Annotated in this window: 17 protein-coding genes, 10 tRNA genes and 1 riboswitch; of the genes, 1 reads left to right on the top strand and 26 read right to left on the bottom strand. The window is 29.3% G+C overall.

Annotation, left to right across the window (positions count from 1 at the left end):
* Positions 1–2 precede the first annotated feature (2 nt).
* The 13 genes from psyc5s11_RS02210 to psyc5s11_RS28180 form a co-directional block, all read right to left on the bottom strand.
* Positions 3–87 (bottom strand) — tRNA-Leu (locus psyc5s11_RS02210).
* Between the two features lie 16 nt (positions 88–103).
* Positions 104–179: transfer RNA gene (locus psyc5s11_RS02205), tRNA-Lys, on the bottom strand.
* A gap of 5 nt (positions 180–184) precedes the next feature.
* Positions 185–259 (bottom strand) — tRNA-Gln (locus psyc5s11_RS02200).
* A 4-nt stretch (positions 260–263) separates the two neighbouring features.
* Positions 264–339 (bottom strand) — tRNA-His (locus psyc5s11_RS02195).
* A gap of 4 nt (positions 340–343) precedes the next feature.
* Positions 344–420: transfer RNA gene (locus tag psyc5s11_RS02190), tRNA-Arg, on the bottom strand.
* A gap of 37 nt (positions 421–457) precedes the next feature.
* Positions 458–531, bottom strand: a tRNA-Gly gene (locus psyc5s11_RS02185).
* Between the two features lie 17 nt (positions 532–548).
* Positions 549–624, bottom strand: a tRNA-Pro gene (locus psyc5s11_RS02180).
* Positions 625–635: 11 nt separating this feature from the next.
* A tRNA-Arg gene (locus psyc5s11_RS02175) sits at positions 636–712 on the bottom strand.
* Positions 713–877: 165 nt separating this feature from the next.
* A tRNA-Gly gene (locus tag psyc5s11_RS02170) sits at positions 878–951 on the bottom strand.
* A 17-nt stretch (positions 952–968) separates the two neighbouring features.
* Positions 969–1,044, bottom strand: a tRNA-Pro gene (locus psyc5s11_RS02165).
* A gap of 265 nt (positions 1,045–1,309) precedes the next feature.
* Positions 1,310–1,789 (bottom strand): metallophosphoesterase, encoded by a 480-nt coding sequence (locus psyc5s11_RS02160; RefSeq protein ID WP_224036025.1) that lies wholly within the window; start codon positions 1,787–1,789, stop codon positions 1,310–1,312.
* Between the two features lie 167 nt (positions 1,790–1,956).
* On the bottom strand, positions 1,957–2,568 hold the full coding sequence (locus psyc5s11_RS02155) for an XTP/dITP diphosphatase (RefSeq protein WP_224036024.1): 612 nt from the start codon (positions 2,566–2,568) through the stop codon (positions 1,957–1,959).
* A gap of 101 nt (positions 2,569–2,669) precedes the next feature.
* Positions 2,670–2,789: an AIR synthase-related protein gene (locus psyc5s11_RS28180; RefSeq protein ID WP_375541985.1), complete on the bottom strand. Its 120-nt coding sequence runs from the start codon at positions 2,787–2,789 to the stop codon at positions 2,670–2,672.
* 218 nt (positions 2,790–3,007) lie between these two features.
* On the opposite strand from psyc5s11_RS28180, the gene psyc5s11_RS02145 reads away from it, so the two are divergent.
* Entirely contained in the window at positions 3,008–4,765 is a 1,758-nt protein-coding gene (locus psyc5s11_RS02145; protein WP_224036023.1) for a hypothetical protein, read from the top strand.
* A gap of 204 nt (positions 4,766–4,969) precedes the next feature.
* Here psyc5s11_RS02145 and psyc5s11_RS02140 read toward each other — a convergent pair whose 3' ends face one another.
* From psyc5s11_RS02140 to psyc5s11_RS02080, 13 genes are all read right to left on the bottom strand, one after another.
* A complete protein-coding gene (locus psyc5s11_RS02140; protein ID WP_224036022.1) occupies positions 4,970–6,466 on the bottom strand; it encodes an ABC transporter substrate-binding protein in 1,497 nt (498 codons plus the stop codon).
* Between the two features lie 183 nt (positions 6,467–6,649).
* Positions 6,650–6,922 (bottom strand): hypothetical protein, encoded by a 273-nt coding sequence (locus psyc5s11_RS02135; RefSeq protein ID WP_224036021.1) that lies wholly within the window; start codon positions 6,920–6,922, stop codon positions 6,650–6,652.
* Between the two features lie 3 nt (positions 6,923–6,925).
* Entirely contained in the window at positions 6,926–8,920 is a 1,995-nt protein-coding gene (ligA, locus tag psyc5s11_RS02130; protein ID WP_224038114.1) for an NAD-dependent DNA ligase LigA, read from the bottom strand.
* Between the two features lie 112 nt (positions 8,921–9,032).
* Positions 9,033–11,300 (bottom strand): DNA helicase PcrA, encoded by a 2,268-nt coding sequence (gene pcrA, locus psyc5s11_RS02125; RefSeq protein WP_224036020.1) that lies wholly within the window; start codon positions 11,298–11,300, stop codon positions 9,033–9,035.
* 577 nt (positions 11,301–11,877) lie between these two features.
* On the bottom strand, positions 11,878–12,594 hold the full coding sequence (locus psyc5s11_RS02120) for a pseudouridine synthase (protein WP_224036019.1): 717 nt from the start codon (positions 12,592–12,594) through the stop codon (positions 11,878–11,880).
* A gap of 418 nt (positions 12,595–13,012) precedes the next feature.
* Positions 13,013–13,846 carry a lytic transglycosylase domain-containing protein gene (locus psyc5s11_RS02115; RefSeq protein WP_224036018.1) on the bottom strand — a complete coding sequence of 278 codons (834 nt, stop codon included), beginning with the start codon at positions 13,844–13,846 and terminating at the stop codon, positions 13,013–13,015.
* A gap of 81 nt (positions 13,847–13,927) precedes the next feature.
* Positions 13,928–16,405 carry a triple tyrosine motif-containing protein gene (locus psyc5s11_RS02110; RefSeq protein WP_224036017.1) on the bottom strand — a complete coding sequence of 826 codons (2,478 nt, stop codon included), beginning with the start codon at positions 16,403–16,405 and terminating at the stop codon, positions 13,928–13,930.
* Positions 16,406–16,679: 274 nt separating this feature from the next.
* The gene (locus psyc5s11_RS02105) at positions 16,680–17,111 is read right to left on the bottom strand and encodes a YaiI/YqxD family protein (protein ID WP_224036016.1); all 432 of its coding nucleotides are present in this window, start codon (positions 17,109–17,111) and stop codon (positions 16,680–16,682) included.
* A 5-nt stretch (positions 17,112–17,116) separates the two neighbouring features.
* Positions 17,117–18,466 (bottom strand): glucose-6-phosphate isomerase, encoded by a 1,350-nt coding sequence (locus tag psyc5s11_RS02100; protein WP_224036015.1) that lies wholly within the window; start codon positions 18,464–18,466, stop codon positions 17,117–17,119.
* A 214-nt stretch (positions 18,467–18,680) separates the two neighbouring features.
* Positions 18,681–18,998: a hypothetical protein gene (locus psyc5s11_RS02095; RefSeq protein ID WP_224036014.1), complete on the bottom strand. Its 318-nt coding sequence runs from the start codon at positions 18,996–18,998 to the stop codon at positions 18,681–18,683.
* Between the two features lie 397 nt (positions 18,999–19,395).
* Positions 19,396–20,937 carry a glutamine-hydrolyzing GMP synthase gene (gene guaA, locus psyc5s11_RS02090; protein WP_224036013.1) on the bottom strand — a complete coding sequence of 514 codons (1,542 nt, stop codon included), beginning with the start codon at positions 20,935–20,937 and terminating at the stop codon, positions 19,396–19,398.
* A gap of 214 nt (positions 20,938–21,151) precedes the next feature.
* Positions 21,152–22,609: an IMP dehydrogenase gene (gene guaB, locus psyc5s11_RS02085; protein ID WP_224036012.1), complete on the bottom strand. Its 1,458-nt coding sequence runs from the start codon at positions 22,607–22,609 to the stop codon at positions 21,152–21,154.
* A gap of 146 nt (positions 22,610–22,755) precedes the next feature.
* Positions 22,756–22,853: riboswitch (purine riboswitch) on the bottom strand.
* A gap of 104 nt (positions 22,854–22,957) precedes the next feature.
* Positions 22,958–23,449 carry a prepilin-type N-terminal cleavage/methylation domain-containing protein gene (locus psyc5s11_RS02080; protein WP_224036011.1) on the bottom strand — a complete coding sequence of 164 codons (492 nt, stop codon included), beginning with the start codon at positions 23,447–23,449 and terminating at the stop codon, positions 22,958–22,960.
* Positions 23,450–23,627 lie beyond the last annotated feature (178 nt).

Here is a 23,627-nt window from a genome sequence, read left to right as displayed (position 1 = left end):
TTTGGTGCAGATGAAGAGAGTCGAACTCTTACACCGTTAGGCGCTAGATCCTAAGTCTAGTGCGTCTGCCAATTCCGCCACACCTGCATAATAGTTATTAAATTGGTGGCTTACCCGGGAATCGAACCCGGGACACCATGATTAAAAGTCATGTGCTCTACCAACTGAGCTAGTAAACCTAAAATGGCTGGGATGGCAGGATTCGAACCTGCGCATAACAGAGTCAAAGTCTATTGCCTTACCGCTTGGCGACATCCCAACAATGGGGTGGACGATGGGGCTCGAACCCACGACAACCAGTACCACAAACTGGCGCTCTACCAACTGAACTACGTCCACCATATGGTGCGTTTTAAGGGATTCGAACCCCCGGCCCACGCCTTAGAAGGGCGTTGCTCTATCCAACTGAGCTAAAAACGCATATTATTTTATGTTTGTTACAAACATTAAGTTTGTATGGAGCGGGTAGTGAGAATCGAACTCACCTTTCCAGCTTGGAAGGCTGGAGTATTACCGATATACGATACCCGCATGTATTATTCTTTAAATGGTCGGGGTGACAGGGATTGAACCTGCGACCTCATCGTCCCAAACGACGCGCGCTCCCAGCTGCGCTACACCCCGAAATATTTAAATGGTGCGTTTTAAGGGATTCGAACCCCCGGCCCACGCCTTAGAAGGGCGTTGCTCTATCCAACTGAGCTAAAAACGCATATTATTTTTTTGTTTTTAAGACGTTTTTTATTATATAACATCTATGTGTATTTGTCAATTTTTCTGTTTTCGGAACGTTTTTTATTGTAACCTGTTCCTAGAAATTTGTCAACACTTTTTGAAAACTACATTTTTATATTTTCATACAAACAACAATCTTGTATGGAGCGGGTAGTGAGAATCGAACTCACCTTTCCAGCTTGGAAGGCTGGAGTATTACCGATATACGATACCCGCATATACTATATTTCAAATGGTCGGGGTGACAGGGATTGAACCTGCGACCTCATCGTCCCAAACGACGCGCGCTCCCAGCTGCGCTACACCCCGAAGTATTTAAATGTGTTTCTTAACTTGTCACTTTATATCTCAGCGACAATGATTATTCTACAATATCAAATCTGTTTCGTCAATACCTTTTTGATAATTTCCTAATAAAAAAGATAAAAATGATTTTACCTTCAATAAAATTCTTTTATTGAAAATTGTTTTTCTAAGATAATATTCATCTTTTGTTTAGCATAATCAATTAGGCATATCGAAAAAATAACAAGTCAGTATACTAGTTTACTACGTCTCATATGCCCAATTAAATTTATGATTTAATTTCTTTTAAATACGTATGAATATTTCCTTCATCACTAATTTCTATAAATCCAACATATCTTCCCTTAAATCTCGGTAGTGATATACTCCCTGGATTCATAAGTATAATTCCATTTTCCTCTTCTATTATCTGTTCATGAGTGTGCCCAAATAGAACAATGTCTACCTCTAGTTCTCTCCCCCTATAATAAATGCTATTCATAGAACTTTTTACACCATATAAATCTCCATGTGTAAAAAATATTTTTCTTCCATTTACCTCAATGATATTTTCTTTAGGATATTTTGCTGAATAATCGCAATTACCAGCAACTGCATATACTTTCCCTTTAAAACCATGTTCTAATACTTCAACGTCATCAATATTATCACCTAAATGTATCAATATATCCGCATCTTTTATTAATTCCTTAGCTGAATTAATATATTTTATCACTCTATGCGTATCGCTTACTACTGCAATCAACATAATTTTTTCTTCCTCCTCTAATCTATCTTTAGTAAATTTGTGAATTAAAATAAAGTTTATCACTATTATAATAAAGTTTGAGGTAAATTAATACTTATTATACTATATATTCTTAATAAGTTTTATTATTTCAATGATATAATCCCATATACGTCATTTATAATCAATTATAATAATTCACGAATTATTTTTTTTAATTCTTTTAGTGCAACACCTCTATGGCTAATTTCATTTTTTTCCTCTGAAGTTAATTGTGCAAAAGTTTTATTTAATGGTTCATAGAAAAACAATGGATCATATCCAAATCCACCTTCTCCATGTAGTTCTTCTACGATATGTCCCTTTACATCTCCTGTAACTTTAAAGTACCCTCCTCGGTCTGTAAATAGGGCTAATTGGCAAATAAACTTAGCGCCTCTATTTTCTTTATGTACTCCACTTAAATTTTTTAGAAGTTTTTCATTATTTTTTTTATCATTACCATGTTCCCCGGCATATCTAGCTGAATATATTCCTGGTTCCCCCTTTAAATAATCAACTGTTAAGCCCGAATCATCTGCTAATACAATAAAATTTTCATCACCTCTTTTTAATAAAAATTCATATATTTCTTTTGCCTTCTTTTTTGCATTTTCTTCAAATGTTTTTCCATCCTCAACTACATCTATATTAATGTTTTCATTTTCTAAAGATTCAACTTCTATATTCAATTCTTTTAATATTTCGTTCATTTCCTTAATCTTTTTCTTATTATTACTAGCTAATATCAATCTTTTCACTATTTATTTTCCTCCTGTTACAAATATTTATAATATATAATTTCCATAAGACTATTAACAATGTAATTACCTTTCAGAATTTCTTAGTTCTTGGTTACAACTTAAAAGTTTTTAGTTATATCAAATATAGGTATTTTATCTTTATAAATTCTAAACCCATTATTTGATGCCATAGCCATCTCAAATAAGCCTCCAAGAAGTCCTCCTTCAGTTATTATCATGCATTGAATTAGCTCCGAATTCTCCACCTATTTTGCCTTCTTCTAGAACACTTATTTTATTTATTAAGCTTTTCCAAAATTCTATTTCTTAAATCATCAAAATCTAATTTTCCTTCCTTCATTATAAAAAGATCTCCTTTTATTTATATTTTATGTACTTTTTATTTACTAATTTCATATTAATGAATAAGATGAGAATTTTATGAGAGGTGTATACATTGAGATATATAGGACCATTCTTTAGGATGAATAGTCTTTCCCCAAAAGAAATCAGTGGTCAGCTTTTTCATTTATCAAAAGAATCCATAAAAACTTTAGTATTGAACTCTAAATGTGGTCTTTTGGCACAAATTAGAACTCCAAAAAAATCTTCTATAAATGATATTAGCATATTAAATAATTTTTCTCCACTATTATGCTTATATAGGAAATCTTCTCCATTATTCATTCATAGCAAAAGTAGTCATGGCTTTGATGAATCAAGTTTTAAGAAGGAAATAAATCCTTCTACTAGTGCTCTTATGACATTATGTTTACTTGAACTAAGTGAATATTACTCACACTATGATGAAGGAGGCAGAAATGTAGTGTCTCTTGAAAAGCCCTTTAAATACCTTGCAAAAGAGCAACTGCAATTTTACTCTGAAAACTTAAGAAATAGTGAGGGTTTGTTTGTTGATAAAAAGAATATATCTGATGGGAATTCAAAAGGTTTTTCTTTAGTCGATAAAGATGGAAAATTTAAATTTTCTGATCAAGCCTTTATGATGGATGCTTACTTATTATATTCATATTATAATGAGCCTGACCAAATCAGCGATGAATTCATTAAATTTTCATATGAAATCTTGGAAATGTTTAAAGACTATAAAGCTGCCTTATATGATTTATCGTTTAATGAAAATGTCCAAATTTTTCTTTCATTAAATATATTTTATAAATACTCTTCCAATTTAGATGCAAAAGAACTTATTTTAGATTTAGGAGATCTCTTAATTTCTAAATTTCAAGAAAAAGATTATTATTTAGATTCAATAGATGATTGTGCATTATTTTCTATATGCTTAATGGAGGCTTATAAACATACAGAAATGATTACTTTTAAAGAAATGGCTAAAGACATCACCGAAAAATTAATTAGCTTATATGATGCTGATAAAAATATATTTATTAAACTTGGTGATAAAAAAGAAAGTAAATATTCTTGCTTAGATGTTAATGCTTATCTTCTTTCATTGATTATCTACTCGAATCAAGAAAATAAAGTTACTGAGCTAAAGCCTATAATTTCTGGCATTTATCGAAAATTCTTTGTGAATGGTGGGCTTTTAACAAGTTGGCCTGAAGCACCAACCTTAGATGAGATTGAAAGATATAAAAAATTAAGTTTACGTTCTGACGATATGTTAGACGAAACATATTTTAGAATGCCAATATTACCTACCCCTAAAAGTACTGGTTTAGCTCCTATATTTATAAAAAATTTAAGTTATTCAAAAAGAAAAGATTCTTTAAGTACTAACAGAACTTCTTTTGATAGTAATAAAAATATGTTTAATTTCTTTTTAATTATTTATTTTCTTAAAGATATGGTTGAAGATTTCATGGAATTCACTCCTTCTCTTGATTCAAATTTACCACTTAATTCAAGAAGTATTAATAAAGTTAAACTTAATTCTGATAAAGGTTCCATAAATAAAAATGCTCTTTCGAATGTTGATAATGAAAATCCAATAAATTTATCTACACCAAATTCTTCAGAATTTATTAATAAGAAAATCAATCCAATTACTCTAACAACTGAAGAATATACTAATTTTGAAGAATCTGAAGCTAAATATATAAATATTTTAAAAAAGACTAATAATATTAATTTATCAACTAAAAATAATATTTCCAAAGCTAACCCTTCATTTAAAAATAAAAAATATAAAAAAAATAAAGCTCAGCATCTTCACAACAATAAAAAAGTTTAAATATATATGTTCCAATGTACAATTGACAATTGTGAATTAAATTCTTACAGAATTTCTTAAATTTGAAATGAAGAATCACTTTCGCACTTACCAGCCTATATTTATAAAATAAATTATTAATTTAAAATTAATAATTGTCAATGCTTAATTATTAATAATTGAGCATTGGTAATTATATATAAAAACTATTTTGTTTTTTTTAATTTATTTGAGTGTAGAGAAATCTATATTTCCATTCCCATCTAATTTAAATTGTGATATTTTATTAGAAATAGCTATGTTTTCATTGTAAAACACTAATGGAAGTATATTATAATTATCAAATAGACTTTCCTCTAAACTTGAATAATCATAATTAGTTTTATTAATTATTTGCTTTTCTAAAATCTTATTTTGATTTTCTGTTAAGTATTCTTTAAATTCAAAATACAAATTTGATTTATCAAATACATTAGCCTCACTATTAATCAAAAGCATATCATATCTTTTCTTTAATTCTTCATCTTTAAATTCTTCTTTTACTAGGCTATATTTTATAGTTATATTTGTATTATCCTTAAACCATTGTTGAATGCTTCTGCTTAAAATTCTATTTTCATTATTATCTTCACATAATAACGTTAATATTTGAGGTTTATTCCATTCTCCTTCTTTATTACTGATAACTTTTCTTGCTTGTAATTTAGTTAAATCTTTCTTATCTTCTCTAAAGAAGCTTCCCTCTGCAACATCAAATTCATTACTATTTAAATTTTGATACGATTCAACAGCTTTACTTATATTATTATAAATTTCTCTTCTTCCTTGAATGGGAATCGAATTTTCTTTATTATTAATAACTAAATATGTTGCTTTCATTTCAGGCAATGTTATTAATCTTTGTTGTTCAGCTAATTTATTAAGTTCGCTTTGAGGCGGATTTATTACAATATCTCTTTGCTTAACTTCATACGCTGCCATTGATGTTTCAGCACTATCATCATTTAATATATTAATATTAGATATAATATTAATACTGCTCTTTTCATTTCTTTTTAATGTCATATTGTCTTTACTAACATAATCAATCTTATAATCGCCCGAATAAATCAATGCGCTATAATTCTTTTTTATATTAGCCCACATTACTAAATATTTTCTTAATCTATATTGTGGTTTAGTTAATTCACTTAAAAAATTATCATTTTTACTATTTAATCTAATAATAACAGAATTTTCTGTACCCTTTATAGCAACTCCAGTTTCAAATATAATTTTTCCAGCTTTAAATTCTTTTGTTCCATATACATTAAGTAATGCTTGTATGTTTTCTTCATCTTCTTGCTTTATTAGTTCCTTGAAAAAGTCAACTATATCATTAGGTGTTATTTTGCTTCCATCACTCCAAAAAATATCATCTCTAAGTTTAAATTCATATTGGATTCCTTCTGAATCTTTTATAATTTCACTTGCCAATGATGGTACTATTTTATTATCTTCACTCTTTGAAACTAGCCCTCTGCTAACTGCACACACAATATCCTCATGTCGCTTAGATAAGTTAGTCACTTTTTCCAAATCCTTTGGAATTTCATCTATTCCATAACTTAATGTTCCTTCTAAATCATTAGTATATACATTGCTGTTTTCCCTATTTATAAATCCTGTACAAAATAAAATTATAGAAATAATTATAACTCCATAGAAAAAATATTTTTTCATAATTACACCCTTTACTTAGCTTTAAATATATAGTTTACTTTTTAATTTGCCTTATATATTTATTATTAACATAAATTATTTTTTCTAATCAAAAAGCTAACTCAAAATAATTTAAGATTATTTTAAGTTAGCTTTTTAATAATATATTAAATTTAAAATTTCTACGCTGTTTAAATATCTTAATTATTTAACCAAATTCATCATAAAGAAAATTAAAGAAATAGATATTGTAAAACTAAATGCAGAGTATATTATTCTCTTTCTCCCAGTTTCATTAATAAGAAATCTAATTCCCAAAATCGTCATAGTGATACAAACACCAAGTTGTATTGGTAAATACGAATTAAAAATTTGATTAACATAATAAAATTGGTATGTTGTTGTAAAAGTACAAATTATTAGAATGCTTGTTATAAATGCTGCCATAGATCCAAGCACATTTACTATTCTTTTCATACTCTACCCCCTTAATATTTTCTCAAACTCTTCTTCTGAAAGAACTTTCACTCCTAATTCTTCTGCTTTAGTCAATTTTGATCCTGCAGCTTCTCCTGCTATTACATAATCTGTTTTCTTACTAACACTTCCTGAAACTTTTGCACCTAAACTTTCTAGTTTATCTTTTATCTCAGTTCTAGAATAATTCTTAAGCGAACCAGTTGCAACAACAGTTTTTCCTTCAAAAGGATTTTCTATAACTTCTTTTTCACTAAATCTCGGATTAACTCCCAAGGCTAATAATTCTTGTATTGTTTCCATTACTTTCTCTTCTTTAAAGAATCCCATAACATCTTGTGCAACTATATCTCCAACATCTTGAACTCCTATAAGTTCTTCAAATGTAGCATTTTTCAAACCTTCTATGGATTTAAATTTATTTACTAAATCTTTAGCTGTTTTTACTCCCACATTTGGAATTCCTAAAGCATATATAAATGCATATAATTCGCAATCCTTACTTTTTTCAATAGCGTCTAAAAGGTTTTGTGCTTTTTTAGTCCCAAACTTTTCTAAATCTATTAATTCCTCTTCTTTTAATTTATATAAATCCGAAATAGATTTAATATTAAGCTTTTCAAATAATTGCTCTGCTGTTCTTTCAGAAAAACCTTCTATATTCATAGCTTCTCTACAAGCATAATGGACTATACTTTTAACCAATTGAGGTTTACATGATAATGTATTTTCACAAAAATAATGTGCTCCATTTAAAATCAAATGGCTCCCACATGCAGGACAAACTTCTGGTACTTTGATTTCTTCTGAGCCTTCTACTGTTTCTGTAACAATTCCCATTATCTCAGGAATAACATCATTGCTCCTACGTACAAATACTTCTGCTCCAATTCTAACACCTTTTCTTGCAATATCATCCATATTATTAAGAGTAGCTCTTTTAACTGTAACACCTGCAAGTTCAACCGGCTCTAGTATTGCTGTTGGTCCAACTCTTCCACTTCTTCCAACATTCCATTCAACATCTAAAAGTTTAGTTGTTGCTTCTTGAGCTTCAAATTTAAATGCAATTGCCCATTTAGGAAATTTAACTGTATATCCGAGTAGTTCTCTTGTTCTTATATCATCTATTGCAACTACTAATCCATCTATATCATAATTTAAATCAAATCTAATATCTTTTATATATTCAATTTCCTTTTCAATCTCATCTATAGATGTGCAAACTTTAATATACTCATCAACAGGCAAGCCTTGCTCTTTTATAAATTCCATCATTTCTAAATAAGTCTTAAATTGATTTCCTTCTTTATATCCCACATCATAAAAAAATGCAGAAAGATTTCGTTTAGCAGTTTCTTTTACATTAAGATTTCTTAAAGCCCCTGCCGCTCCATTTCTCAAATTCTTTAATGGAGCTTTCGAAGTTTCATTATAATTTTTAAAAGCTTCTTGAGTCATCACAGCTTCTCCATGAACTTCCAAAACATCTTTGCTATGAATCTTAAGTGGGATTGGTTTTATTGTTTTTACTTGTGATGTTACTTCTTCACCAATGTTTCCTGTCCCTCTTGTTGCTGCAATTTCAAGTATACCATCATTATTATATGTTAAATTAATTGTTAATCCATCGAATTTTTTTGTAAGTACGTATTTCAAATCTGGTAGGTCTTCACCTTTACTTTTCATATCTTCGATAAACTTAACATTCCTATTATGCCAATCTCTTATTTCTTGAAGACTTTGAGCCTTATCTAAACTCCAAAGTCTTGCTTTATGAGTATACTTTTTAAATCCTTGTAATACTACATCGCCAACTCTTAATGTTGGTGAATAAGGAAGTATATATTCAGTTTCTTTTTCTAACTCTTGAAGCTCATAATAATCTTTATCATAATCCTTATCACTTACAGAAGGGTTATCTAAAGAATAATATTCATACGAATATCTATTTAATTTTTCCACAAGTTCTTTTATTCTTTCAATTTTATCCACAATTAGCCCTCCAAAATTACTCCTATAAAAAATCTCATCATAAACTTTGTGTTTTTATTCTTAACGCTTACTCCTTGAAAAGAATTTGTTCTTCAACGGGTAATTACGCATTCTATTATAGCATCTTTAGCTTTGCAAATGATAATAACAATGATTTAACACCTTGTTTGTCAAAGGCAACAGTTAACTTCTTATCATTACCCGAATCTTGAACGGATACAATTGTTCCGACCCCAAACTTTTCATGAACAACCTTTCTACCAAGTGTTGCTTCATTGCTAGTTATATATTCTGTTGCTATTTCAGCCATAGTACTTCTATCAATTGTATTATTAATGCCACCATTAGAAAGAGTATATGCCCTGTTACCTGTAACACTATTTCTTAAACTATGTGGATTAGTATAAGAATTGCTTTTCATAACCTTTTCTCTATTTTTAATACTTGCCTTTTCTACGCCAACATATTCTTTCAGCTCTGGCTTTATTTCATTAATGAAATCAGATTGAGGATATGCCACAGTTTTACCAAATACTCTTCTAACTTCAGCTGATGTCATAAATAATGTCTCTTTAGCTCTAGTTATGCCAACATAGCATAATCTTCTAGACTCTTCCATCTCTGATTCTTTTTCAAACGACGCATTTCCCGGGAAAATACCATTTTCCATTCCGACCATAAATACCACTGGGAATTCTAATCCCTTTGAACTATGAATTGTCATTAATACTACAGTATCATCCTGTTCTTCAATTTTATCTGTATCTTGAACTAAAGAAACCTTTTCTAAATATGCAGATAATGATTTATCTTCGCTATTTCTTTCAAAATCAACAGCATCAGATACTAATTCTTTTAGATTTTCAATTCTGCTCTTATCCTCAATTTCATTGGATTCCTGCAATTGCTTCATGTATCCAGTATCTTTTAATATAGATTCAATCAATATTGATACTGGCACTGTTTCACTAAGAATCATTAAATTCTCCATTAGTCCAACAAATGGTGTTATAGTTGAAACATTTCTTGGTGTCAATGTAGGAATACTCCTAACATCTGATAATGCATCCCATACGTTTAATTCAAAACTAGCAGCAAATTCTTGTATTTTAGAAACAGTCGCATCTCCAATACTTCTTTTAGGTACATTTATAATTCTTCTAATACTAATATCATCTTGTGGATTAACAAGAACTTTTAAATATGCTAATACATCTTTTATTTCTTTTCTGTCATAAAACCTTGTACCCCCTACTATCTTATAAGGAATTCCAATTCTTCTAAAGCTTTCTTCAAAAATTCTTGATTGAGCATTTGTTCTATATAATATAGCAAAATCATTATAGTTCTTATCGTCTTTGCTTTTTATATCTACAATTTGTTTTGCAACAAAATTCCCTTCATCATTATCAGCATAAGCTCTATATATCTTGATTTTACTTCCAGGTTCTTGCTCTGTTCGAAGTACTTTACTCTTTCGATTTGCATTATTAACAATTACAACATTAGCTGCATCCAATATATTTCCTTTAGATCTATAATTTTCCTCTAGTTTGACTACCTTAGCAGCCGGGTAATCTTTTTCAAAATCCAAAATATTTCTAATATCTGCGCCCCTCCATTGATAAATACATTGATCATCATCCCCGACCACGCATATATTCTTATATTTAGATGCAAGTAATTTTACTAGTTCATATTGAGCACCATTAGTATCTTGATATTCATCAACCATAATGTACTTAAACTTATTTTGATAAAATTCTAATACTTCAGGCTTATTCCTAAAGATTTCAACTGCTTTAAAAATCAAATCGTCGAAATCTAAGGCATTATTTTCTTTTAGTCTTTTTTGATACATTTCATAAACATCTGCAATTTTCTTTTCTCTAAAGTTAGCTTCATTTTCTAACATATAGCTTCTAGTGCCTTGCATTTTATCTTTAGCCTTACCTATTTTACCTATTATCTCTTGTTCTGTTATGTCCTTATCATTAATATTAAGAATTTTCATGCATTCTTTCACTAATACCTTTTGATCTGAGCTATCATATATCGTAAAACTACTTTTATAGCCTATCTTATCTATTTCTCGTCTTAGAATCCTAACACAAGTTGAATGGAAAGTGGATATCCACATATTATCAGCTCTTTCACCAATAAGTACTTTAACTCTATCCTTCATTTCCTTAGCTGCCTTATTCGTAAAAGTAATAGCCAATATACTGTAAGGTGCAATTCCTAAATCTTCAATCATATGAGCCATTCTATGTGTTAAAACTCTTGTCTTACCTGAACCTGCTCCAGCTAAAATAAGCACCTGCCCATCAATTGTAGTTGCACCTTCATATTGCTCTTTATTAAGTAATGTTTTTAAATCCATTTACTCATTCCTCCTTTCCTAACCTTTAATATTATACCATATGTAATAATATTTAAATCACTAAGAGTTCCAAAATATTATTTTTACATTTAATTTTCTCGATAAAAACTTTAATATATATTAAAGTTTACAAATTACTGCTAACAATTGAAGCTGAAATCCATTCAATAATTGTTAAAATTTAATAATTAGTAATAGAAAATATTATATATATAATGAAAAACTGAATGATAAAAATCATATATTTCAAAATATGATTTTTATCATTCAGTTTCTATGTTTTTTTGATATTTTTAACAAACAATCATTTTTTTAATCATTATTTGTTTTGATACCGTATTCATATTTTACAGTAAACATTTTCATTCTATAATAAAAAAAACGCAACCCTTGGGGCTAGGTTGCGCTTTAGCAATAAGCAATAAGCAATAAATAAAAAGGGGGCTATATATTCCTTTTATTTATCCTTGCAAGCTTATTATAGGGTATTATTATTGATAATGCAAGTAATTTAATAAAATTTGTGATTTTTTTTGCAATAAATGAATTATTTTATTGCAAAACAATTTAACATTCGTTAATAACTCTTTAAAACGCTTAATTCATCATCTGTTAATTCTCTATATTCGCCTTCTGCTAATTCAGGATCTAATAAAAGACCTCCAAATTCTTCTCTTTTAAGATATACAACTTGTTTTCCAATAGCTTCAAACATTCTTTTTACTTGATGAAACTTACCTTCTTGTATTGTAAGCCTAATTTCAGCACCATCATCGCTGCTAGATAGTATTTCAAGATTTGCCTCTAAACACTTATATCCATCATCTAATGTAACGCCATTTTTGAAAGTTACTATATCTTTTTCATCAACCTTTTTGTCGATTTTTGCATAATAAACTTTATCAACATGCCACTTAGGTGCTATTAATCTATGGTTAAGTTCTCCATCATTAGTCAATAGTAATAAGCCAACAGTATCTTTATCTAACCTGCCAACAGGAAACGGTTCAAATGCTTGATGATCTACCTCTAATAAATCAATTACAGTTTGATCTCTATTATCCTGAGTTGCAGATATAACACCATCAGGTTTATTCATCATCATATATATATATTTACGATACAATATTTCTTCCCCATTAATTTTTATACTTACTTTTGCAGGATCAACAATCATTCCATTGTCCTTAACTATTATTCCATCAACTTCTATAAGGCCTTTCTTAGCAAAAGATTTAACATCTTTTCTACTTCCATATCCTAAATTAGAAATTATTTTATCTAATCTTTCCATGTTTTCACTCCAATCGTCTTTAATTATTTGCAAATGTAAAAGTGATACTTTTTTAGAGCACGTAAGACAAGAAATTTGTTCTGCAACCTTTTCAATTTACGATGCTATTCCTTTAGAATATCTTTATGTTTTAAGTTTTCGGTTGTGCTTTACGCTTTTTTTATACGTGAAATTATCTTATTTGCTCTTTGCTCTTTTTTCATACGTGTATATTTTATCATAGTGTCCCAACTAGCGACATATAAATTTATTTTTCTCATATTTTTTTACTTTAATACGCATTTTCTATTATTTTAAATTTAACAAAAAAAACAATACACAATGCATAGTTCACAAATCACGACTAAGGATGAAATACTAATAACATTCCTTAATTGTACATTGTGTCTTATGCATCGTGCATTAAAAACACCCTATTCTAGATTCCATTTTTATAATATCCCATTACTCTTGGAACATAATTTTGAGTTTCTTCTGGCATTTTATATAAATCAGATGCTGATGAAACACCTCTTCTTTGCATAGTACCTGGCCCCCCATTGTAAGCCATAAGTGCCATCTCTGCATTTCCATTATATTGATTCAAATATTCTTTAAATAGTTTAGTTCCACCATTAATATTTTGGTCTATATCATATTGATCTGTAACACCTACACTAGCAAAATTTTCTGGCATAATCTGCATTAATCCAGACGCTCCACAACTTGATGTTGAATAAGGATCAAAATCAGATTCTTGCTTAATTATAGATAATATTAAATTTGAATCTACTCCATACTTTTCAGATGCAGCATTTACTGCATTATATATCTTCTGCATATCAGCATCACTTCTACCAGATAATATAGATCCAGATTTTCCTTTTGAATTCACATACTTATTATTTAAAACCATAGGTATATCTTCTAAGTTTTGCCCTGCTGCACATTGTTGTATCGATCTATTAACATTATTTGTAGCTACAACAGTATTAGTAGCATTTGTACTATTTGTAGTACTCAAATTTTCATCATTTGTTGCTTGACTATTGGTTTTATTTATACCATCATTTATTGTATCCGCATTGTTTTTCTTAGAATTCTTTGCTGACTCCGCTAAATTTTTCATTACTAATTGAAATGCTAAATTCGATTCATCATTAGTACTACTACCGCTTGTTGAACTAGAATCACTAGTAATTTGTCCATTCCCTATCATATTCATTGCCAATAGTTGCTCATTTGAGATTTGATTTAAACTATCTATTGCCATCTTAAAATAACCTTCCTCTCAAAATTCATCTTAGGCATCTGAAAAAATAAATATCCACATATGCCTCTAATTATTTTCGAACTATTTTTTTAAACCTTTAACATAAAATACTATTTGATCATAATCTTCATAACTACCCTTTTTATAATAGCTCTTTGCTAATGCTAAAATTTTATATTTCCCTGAAATAAATGGTATAAAGCTATAATAGTGTTTTCTGCTATAGGCTTGTACCTTTTTCCACTCATTATTCTCCATTAGATAAAATTCATAACAAACATCCTTGCCACCTCTGCTTATAACCTCAAACGTCAATTCTTCATTTATGTCACCCTCCACTTTATTGGTTATTATTTTAGTTTCTATTACAGGTGGTGCTTCACTTACATATAAGCTTACTTGTTTCTTAGAGTCATATTCACCCTTGCACTTTAGATTTTTAGCATAAACTTCTATTGTATATTTACCTGCAATCTTAGGCACAAATCTTAATTTTTTATTCTTTGAGAATTCTGTTTGTTCAACAGAATTTCCATTAATCTTCGTTTCATATTTAACTACAACATTTTGCGTGTTTTGAATAATACATTCAAACTCAATAGTTTCTCCAATTAAATGAGTCTCCTTAAAAGGTAAAATTATATAATCTATCTCTCCCGGTACGTATTCCATAGCTTTTAAATGTATAACTGTCTGAGCATCATAAGGCTTGTTTGAGTATTTATCCTTAAGCATTATTTCTACTTCATATTCACCAGCTTGCTTAGGAATAAAATTAATCCAGTTAGATTTATTATAATCCACTCCCTCTAACTTCCTACTATCTTTCCTAATTATAAATGAATATTGAAGTCTTGTTCCACCTTCTCCATTAACCATTATGTTAACAGGCTCTCCAATTATAATTTTCTTTTCCTTATCAATTACTACATCCAAAATTTTTACTAGTTTTTTCCCTTTCTTTTCAATAGTAAATGCAATTTTTCTAGTATCCTCATATTCTCCCTTGTAGTTAAGATCCTTAACATATAATATAATTTCATATTCCCCAGCTTCCATTGGCTTCCATATGAATTCATCTTTATCTATAAAACCTGTATCTTCTTCAATAGGCCCCTTTACCTTATATTTATATAATATATTATTTCCACCTTGAACCTCAGAGGTAAATTTTATATCAGTTTCACTTGCTTGAGGTGAATTTAAGTCAGCTACAAAACTATTAATTTTAATATCCTTATACGGTTTAACAGTATATACTAAAATAGCCCTATCATCATATTCTTTATTAGAAAGAATACTCTTCACAAGACATAAAATCCTATAAGTTCCATTTTCCATCTCTTTATAGTATACATCACTTTTTGTAGAATAATCCTGTATGCAAACTGATTTCCCATCCTTGTAAATTTTATAAAATTTGTATAACAATATAATCTCATCTTTTTCACTAGCTTCGGCTTGAAGATTGGTTTGAACTACAAATTCAAGCTTTTCTCCAACAATTAATGACTTACTTAAACATTTAAAGTTTGTTATTTCTATTTTCCTAATATTTTTAACATTTACTTTTATAGTTCTGTAATCTTCAAAGCTTTCAGTAGATTCCATTCTTTTACATTGTATTAAAAATTCTTTTTCTCCTGCTTCAGTAGCCGTATATTTTAAAATATTACTTGTATCATAATCCCTAACTATATCCCAGTCCTTATATCTTTTAATATAAAACCTATATAAATACCCATTTGTATCATTTGATTTTACTTCTATAGAACACTTTTCACCAATGACAACTTCTTCTTTATCAATGATAATTTCCTTTATAACACTTACTTCTCTATCATTATTATCTTTTGATTCTTCTGATAATACATTGTTTTTTTCTAATATTACTTCATGAAGAATTTCACCTTTATTGTTTTTAACATTTATTTTTTTATCTTTATTTTCTGCTAGTTCTATTTTCAGATTATTATTTCTTTTACCATCTTCAGAAAAAGCTATCTCACCACAATCATCATTAGCCACTACTAGAGTTTCTTTTTCCTCCTTTAAAAGCTCTTTAACATCAAAAAATACAACATTATCTTCTGCATTATTTATTGTTTTTTTTAATTCTATTTTGTTTTCAGTAAAGTCTTCTTTTTTAATTCGTAATAGATCATCATTATCTACTATATCTTTGAAATCTATTTTTTCATTTCCTTCATTCACAGCTTTTTCAATAGATACTTCTTCGTGCATTATATTTATTGCTTCTCCTCTTACTATAGAGTAATCCTCCTTAGCTAGATAATCCAACGGCTTTCTTCCATCTTTTTCTCTCCCCTGTACCATAACCATATACTCCCCTTCTCTTTTAGGTTTCCACGCGCACTCATTGTTTTCTGAAAATTCTTGTATAGTATTCCAAATTCCGCCCTTACCAACAATAAATTTATATTCCAAATTTCCTATTTGACTGTCTACTTTACTTAATATATTTATTTCAGTGCCAACATTTTGTGGCGTTTGCTTATCAAAAATTATCTCAACATATTTCAACTGAAGTTCTTCCATGAAATCCATACCCCCTTTCATCATTGTTCTCAAGCAAGTCCCTATTATTATATTATACATTTATACCAATATTTGTAAATAACTTCAGTCAATTTTTATTTTAATTATATCATATTTCTTTATGCAAACTCATAGATGGAGTAGTTATTCAAAATAACATTTCACTTTTTTGTCTTTTAGATTAAAATTTCCTCAAAAAAAGAAGCCTATAATTTTCATTAAGCTTCTAAATATAATATATAAAACATAATTTTATTTTTTCATATGTCTACGATTAACTTTTTACAAGTTTTATTAAATTTTTTTCTAACCTTAAATTGTCTTCTTCTGTTCTTTTTTTAGCATTTGAAGTTTTTCCGCCACCTCTTCTGATTTTTTGTGAAAGATGCCTTTCTTCTAATAATCTATCAATATTCTTTTCATCATAAATAAAACCTTTAGGATTTATCACCTTTGCTTTTTTAGATAAACATATTGCAGCTACACCATAATCCTGAGAAACAATTATATCACCCTCTTTAGTTTCATTCATCACATACATATCTACACTTTGGAATCCGCTATCAACAACTTTAACTTGTGCATATTCGCTTTGGATAAAATGATGAATATCACAATAAATTATCATTGGAATTTCATGGTTCCTTGCTATTTTTTCAATAATGGAGATGCCTGGACAGGCATCTCCATCAATTATAATTTTCATTTAAATTAAAGTCTCTTTTCTAGTTCTGCTTTAATATCTTCATATCCTGGCTTTCCAAGTAGAGCAAACATGTTTTTCTTATATGCTTCAACTCCTGGTTGATCAAACGGATTTACACCTAAAATATATCCACTTATTCCACAAGCCTTTTCAAAGAAGTAAACCATATATCCAAAGTAATATGGTGAAAGTTCCGGTACATTTAATACAACGTTTGGAACTCCTCCATCATTATGAGCTAATAAAGTTCCTTGAGCTGCTTTCTTATTAACAAAATCCATACTCTTTCCAGCTAAGAAGTTTAAACCATCCATATCATTTTCAGCTGCTTCTATATTGATTTCATATTTTGCTTTTTGTACATTTATAACTGTTTCAAAAAGAGTTCTTCTTCCTTCTTGAATATATTGTCCCATTGAATGAAGATCAGTTGTAAAATCAACTGCTGCTGGAAACAATCCTTTATTGTCTTTTCCTTCTGATTCTCCAAATAATTGCTTCCACCATTCATTAAAGAAATGAAGTGATGGTTCATAGTTTACTAATACTTCAATTACTTTTCCTTTATTATATAAAGCATTTCTAACTGCTGCATATTGATAAGCTTCATTATCTTTAAGAGATGGCTTTGAATAAACTTCTCTTGCATCTGCAGCACCCTTCATCATTTCATCGATATCGATTCCTGCTGCAGCTATTGGTAATAACCCAACTGCTGTTAATACTGAGAATCTTCCTCCGATATCATCTGGAACTGCAAAGCTTTCATATCCTTCTGCATCAGCTAATGTCTTTAAAGCACCCTTAGCTTTATCTGTTGTTGCATAAATTCTTTTTCTAGCTTCCTCTGCGCCATATTTCTTTTCTAAATATGTTCTTAAAATTCTAAATGCTATTGCAGGTTCTGTAGTAGTACCTGATTTTGAAATTATATTTAAACTTATGTCTTTTCCATCTATTGCTTGTAAAAGTTCAGTCATATATGTAGAGCTAATATTATTACCTACATAAAATATTTTAGGAGCCTTTCTTTTATCATTATCTAGTGCATTATGAAAATTATTTGTTAGCATTTCAATTGCTGCTCTCGCACCAAGATATGATCCACCTATTCCAATAACTATTAGGATTTCTGAATCTGCTTTAATCTTTTCTGCTGATTTTTTAATTCTTGTAAATTCATCTTTGTCATAATTTACTGGTAAGTCAATCCAACCTAAAAAGTCATTTCCTGCTCCTGTTCCGTTATGTAACTTATCATGAGCACTTTTAACCATATCCTCCATATAATCAATTTCAGTCATAGCTAAATAAGGTGCAACTTTTGATAAATCTAATGATATCCCTTTATTCATTTTCTATTCTACCTCCATATACAATTAAAAATGTTTTTCTTTTCTAATTATATCACAATTTATAGCAATCTTAACTTATGTTTGTATTTTTTATTATTTGCATAAATATAAATAATAATTCTATTTTCTATATTTCCACTATTAAAAAAAGAGAAATATTTATACAATTCCTCTTTTTAATAGCGCTATTTATTTTTATATAACAATTTTTTGTTTAACAGCAATTTCGTCTGCAGCAACATCTATTTCTTTTTATAAAGCATAAAACTTCTTGTTTCGCCAATTCCTGTCCAGCTTTACACCCTTCTTGAAATCCTTCAACTCGCCCTTTTTCACGACCATCTTTAAATCCATCACAATAGCCTTGCTTATAACCTTCATTGTAAGCATCTGCTAGAACATCAGCAAAACGATCACGATTTCTATGATGGCAATCATTTATTTCATCACTTGATAGATTTCTTCCATCACTGGTTTCAAGTTCATCTACATCATTATTTCTGCATTCCCTTTCATCATTTCTGTTTCCCATATTCTTCTCTCCTTGTTAATTGATTATAATTTATTCAATTAAAAATATTTTCAAATAAAACTTTAGAAGTTTTAACAAGTCTTAATATTATATTATGCTAATTTATTATATTTGTTATTAATCATAGTGAAAAATATACAAGTGCACATATGTATGGAAACTATTGAGGTAATGGACATTAATTTTAATTTTTTCCTTGTTTTATTGAAAAATCACTACCACTCACAATACCTGTTAATGGTTATTAAATATTCCCTACTTACCATTCTAAAAATGTCTTAAAACAAGCGAAAAAGTAGCTACGATATAATATATTTTATATATAAAACGTAACTACTTAAATCATACTTATATTTAATTTTAATCTTTATAAATTATCTAAAATCAGTATCTACCTTTATTCAAACTCTATAGTTGCTGGTGGTTTTCCTGTACAATCATACATTACACGGTTAACCCCTTTTACTTCATTTATAATTCTAGTTGTTACTTTTCCAAGTAATTCCCAAGGAAGTTCAGCTGATTCAGCTGTCATGAAATCACTTGTAGTTACTGCACGAAGTGCTATTGCATAATCATAAGTTCTTTCATCTCCCATTACACCTACTGAGCGCATATTAGTAAGTCCTGCAAAATATTGACCTATTTCTCTATCAATCCCTGCTTTTACAATTTCTTCTCTATAAATATAGTCAGCATCTTGAACGATTTTAACTTTTTCAGCTGTTACTTCACCTATTATACGTATTCCAAGACCTGGTCCTGGGAACGGTTGTCTATAAACTAAATTTTCAGGTATATCAAGTTCTAAACCTGCTCTACGTACTTCATCTTTAAATAATAATCTTAATGGTTCTATTATTTCTTTAAAATCTACACAATCTGGAAGTCCTCCAACATTATGATGTGATTTTATAACTGCAGATTTACCAAGACCACTTTCAATTACATCTGGATAAATAGTTCCTTGTACTAAGAAATCAACTGATCCTATTTTCTTAGCTTCTTCTTCAAATACTCTGATGAATTCTTCACCAATTATTTTTCTCTTTTGTTCGGGTTCTTCTATTCCAGCTAATTTTTCATAAAATCTTTCTTGTGCATTTACACGAATAAAGTTTAAATTGTATTGTCCATTAGGTCCAAATACTTCTTCAACTTCATCTCCTTCATTTTTACGAAGTAAACCGTGATCAACGAATACACATGTTAATTGATTTCCAATAGCTTTCGAAAGCAATACTGCTGCAACAGAAGAATCAACTCCGCCTGATAATGCACATAACACTTTACCATTTCCAACTTTTTCACGTATTTCTTCAATTGTCTTTTCAACAAATGAGTCCATTTTCCAATCTCCAGAACATCCACAAACATCATATACAAAGTTTGAAAGCATCTTTGTTCCTTCTTGTGTATGCATTACTTCTGGATGGAATTGAACTGCATATAAATTCTTTTCTTCACATTCCATACCTGCAACTGGACATGCTGGAGTGTTTGCAACTATTTTAAAGCCTTCTGGTGCTTTTTCTATGTAATCTGTATGACTCATCCAACAGATTGTAGATGGTGATACACCGTTAAAAATCTTTGATTCTATGTTAACATCAACTTTTGTCTTCCCATATTCACTTACAGGAGCTGTTGAAACTTTTCCTCCAAGAACATGTGACATTAATTGTGAACCGTAACATATCCCAAGTATAGGAATTCCAGTTTCAAATAATGTTTTATCACATAAAGGAGAATCTTCGCCATATACACTATTTGGGCCACCTGTAAATATTATTCCCTTTGGATTCATTTCTTTTATTTTATCAACACTTAAGGTATATGTATGAACTTCACAATACACATTGCATTCTCTAACTCTTCTAGCAATTAATTGATTATATTGTCCGCCGAAATCAATAACTAAAATTAATTCTTTTTTCATGCTTTCCTCCTAAAAAATTATTCTACTTGTATTATTAACTAAATACCTTAATTTATCAATACAAAATACAATTTTTTATATTTATGTACTTTGTTAAAGGTTAAAAGCTTATATCATCTAAAGACGGCGGGTTTAAACCACGCGCATAGAAATTAAAATTGTACATTGTGCATTATTTAAACAGTAATTATTTAGGTTAATCAATAATTAACAACTATTGTCCTACACTATAATTAGGAGCTTCTTTAGTGATATTAATGTCATGTGGATGACTTTCTCTAAATCCAGCCGATGTTTGAACTACAAAATTAGCTGTTTCATATAAAATGTCAAAGTTCTTTGATCCTAAATATCCAAGTCCTGATTTAATTCCCCCTATTAATTGGAAGATAGTATCAGCAACATATCCCTTATAAGCAATTCTTCCTTCAACGCCTTCTGGAACTAATTTTTTATTACCTTCTTGGAAATATCTATCCTTAGATCCACATTCCATAGCAGCTAAAGATCCCATCCCTCTATAAACTTTATAACTTCTTCCTTGATATATTTCCATTGCCCCTGGTGCTTCTTCACAGCCTGCAAGTAATGATCCCATCATTGCAACAGATGCTCCCGCTGCTAATGCTTTTACTATGTCTCCTGAATATTTTAGTCCACCATCTGCAATTACAGGAATGCCATATTTTCTACCTATTTCCGCACAATCCATAACAGCTGTTAATTGAGGAACTCCAACTCCGGCAACTACCCTAGTAGTACAAATTGATCCTGGTCCAATACCAACTTTAATACAATCTGCTCCAGCTTTTATTAAATCTTCTGTAGCTTCAGCTGTAGCAATATTTCCAGCTATAACTTGAAGATCAGGATATGCTTTTTTAATTTGCGAAACTGCATCTATAACACCTTTTGAATGTCCATGTGCTGTATCAAGAGTGATAACATCAACTTGAGCTTTAACTAGTGCTTCAACTCTTTCCATCATGTTTCCAGTAACACCTACTGCTGCTCCACATAACAATCTACCTTTATCATCCTTTGCAGCATTTGGGAACTTTCTTACTTTTTCAATATCTTTCATTGTGATTAAGCCTTTTAAATATCCGTCCTTATCAACTAGTGGTAATTTTTCAACTTTATGTTTCTTTAAGATTTCTTTAGCTTCTTCTACTGTAGTATTTTCTGATGAAGTTATTAAATTATCTTTTGTCATTACTTCTGAAATCTTTCTTTGAAAATCTGTTTCAAAGATTATATCTCTGTTAGTTATTATTCCAATTAATTTTCCATCTTCAGTTGTGATTGGAACTCCTGATATTCTATATCGTGACATTAAGTTTTCTGCATCTTGAATAAGATGATCTTGTGATAAGAATATAGGATCCGTAATAACTCCATTTTCCTGTCTCTTAACTCTATCAACTTCTTTTGCTTGTTCCTCAATATCCATATTTTTATGTATAATCCCAATTCCGCCTTCTCTTGCAATCGCAATAGCCATCTTTGATTCAGTTACTGTATCCATTCCAGCACTTATTAAAGGAATATTTAACTTTATTGTTTTAGTTAAGTATGTTTTTGTACTTACTTCTCTTGGTAATATATCTGATTTATTAGGTACTAGTAATACATCATCAAAAGTGTACGCAGTTTTAATTATTTTTGCCATTATAAATCCCCCTTAGATTTGAATTATTTATTTCATTTTTTCTATTTTATGACTTTAAAGTTGCATATTTTAATCTATTTTTATGTATAAAAAAAGCACATTAACCTTCTAAGTGATGTTAATATGCTAATAAAAATCTATATTTAGCCTATACCAATATCACTCATAGTCGGAAATTTACGGCTTCCGCTAGATACTCCTTGCCATATTCAAGGTATATACGAGTTTTTAAATGTGCTATGTTTTGAATTAAAACTATTATAATGTATGTATAATGTAAAGTCAATAAATTTGAAATTAAAATTGCAATTTCAGTATTGTTATCTATGCTTACATCATACATATCTTTCATTCATTTTTCTGAGATAATGAAGTTGTATTCGTTATTGTTTCCGTTTTTAGCATGTCATTATCCCCTTCTATATCAAATTCTCCACCATTAACAATAGCACGACATTCACTTAACGTAGTATCCTCCGGTAAGTTCTTCAAGCTATTTTTATCTAAATACTTACTCAATCCAGCTGTAGCTTTCATGTATGAGACTGTTTTAACTTCTTCTAACAAATTGTTTTTTAATTTATATGATTCAGCTGCCATTACAACTTTTCTACATTGATCCACAACCTTAACCTTTTTAGCTTCTTTTATATATCCATTTACATTAGGTAAAATTGCAGCTGACAAAATTCCTATAATTGCTATTACTGCTATTATTTCAATTAAAGTAAATCCCTTACTCTTTCTACGTTTATTAAGAATTACTTTTCTACAAGCGTTTCTAATTTTTTCTTTTTTAATTATCACTTTTATAATCTTAATATTATAATAATTTTTCATTAATAATCCACCTCACATCTTTTTTATTATCTAAATTATGTCTATTCCATGATTTCTTATACACACTATTAACATAATTTCTAGTAATTTTTGATTAGAGATATTATCTCAATGATATTTATACTAATATTATATAGATATCCTATATAGCTTAATATTAGAATATCTATATTTGAAA

The sequence above is a fragment of the Clostridium gelidum genome, assembly GCF_019977655.1.
GTDB lineage: Bacteria > Bacillota > Clostridia > Clostridiales > Clostridiaceae > Clostridium > Clostridium gelidum.
The sequence above is the reverse complement of the archived record's forward strand: the minus strand, read 5'-3'. Positions and strand labels throughout refer to the sequence as shown.

Coding starts and splice junctions, on each gene's coding strand:
- psyc5s11_RS02160 (WP_224036025.1), bottom strand. CDS start 1,789: ATGTTGATTGCAGTAGTAAGCGATACGCATAGAGTGATAAAATATATT.
- psyc5s11_RS28180 (WP_375541985.1), bottom strand. CDS start 2,789: ATGATAATAACTGAAGGAGGACTTCTTGGAGGCTTATTTGAGATGGCT.
- psyc5s11_RS02140 (WP_224036022.1), bottom strand. CDS start 6,466: ATGAAAAAATATTTTTTCTATGGAGTTATAATTATTTCTATAATTTTA.
- psyc5s11_RS02135 (WP_224036021.1), bottom strand. CDS start 6,922: ATGAAAAGAATAGTAAATGTGCTTGGATCTATGGCAGCATTTATAACA.
- pcrA (WP_224036020.1), bottom strand. CDS start 11,300: ATGGATTTAAAAACATTACTTAATAAAGAGCAATATGAAGGTGCAACT.
- psyc5s11_RS02120 (WP_224036019.1), bottom strand. CDS start 12,594: ATGGAAAGATTAGATAAAATAATTTCTAATTTAGGATATGGAAGTAGA.
- psyc5s11_RS02115 (WP_224036018.1), bottom strand. CDS start 13,846: ATGGCAATAGATAGTTTAAATCAAATCTCAAATGAGCAACTATTGGCA.
- psyc5s11_RS02110 (WP_224036017.1), bottom strand. CDS start 16,405: ATGGAAGAACTTCAGTTGAAATATGTTGAGATAATTTTTGATAAGCAA.
- psyc5s11_RS02105 (WP_224036016.1), bottom strand. CDS start 17,111: ATGAAAATTATAATTGATGGAGATGCCTGTCCAGGCATCTCCATTATT.
- psyc5s11_RS02100 (WP_224036015.1), bottom strand. CDS start 18,466: ATGAATAAAGGGATATCATTAGATTTATCAAAAGTTGCACCTTATTTA.
- psyc5s11_RS02095 (WP_224036014.1), bottom strand. CDS start 18,998: ATGGGAAACAGAAATGATGAAAGGGAATGCAGAAATAATGATGTAGAT.
- guaA (WP_224036013.1), bottom strand. CDS start 20,937: ATGAAAAAAGAATTAATTTTAGTTATTGATTTCGGCGGACAATATAAT.
- guaB (WP_224036012.1), bottom strand. CDS start 22,609: ATGGCAAAAATAATTAAAACTGCGTACACTTTTGATGATGTATTACTA.
- psyc5s11_RS02080 (WP_224036011.1), bottom strand. CDS start 23,449: ATGAAAAATTATTATAATATTAAGATTATAAAAGTGATAATTAAAAAA.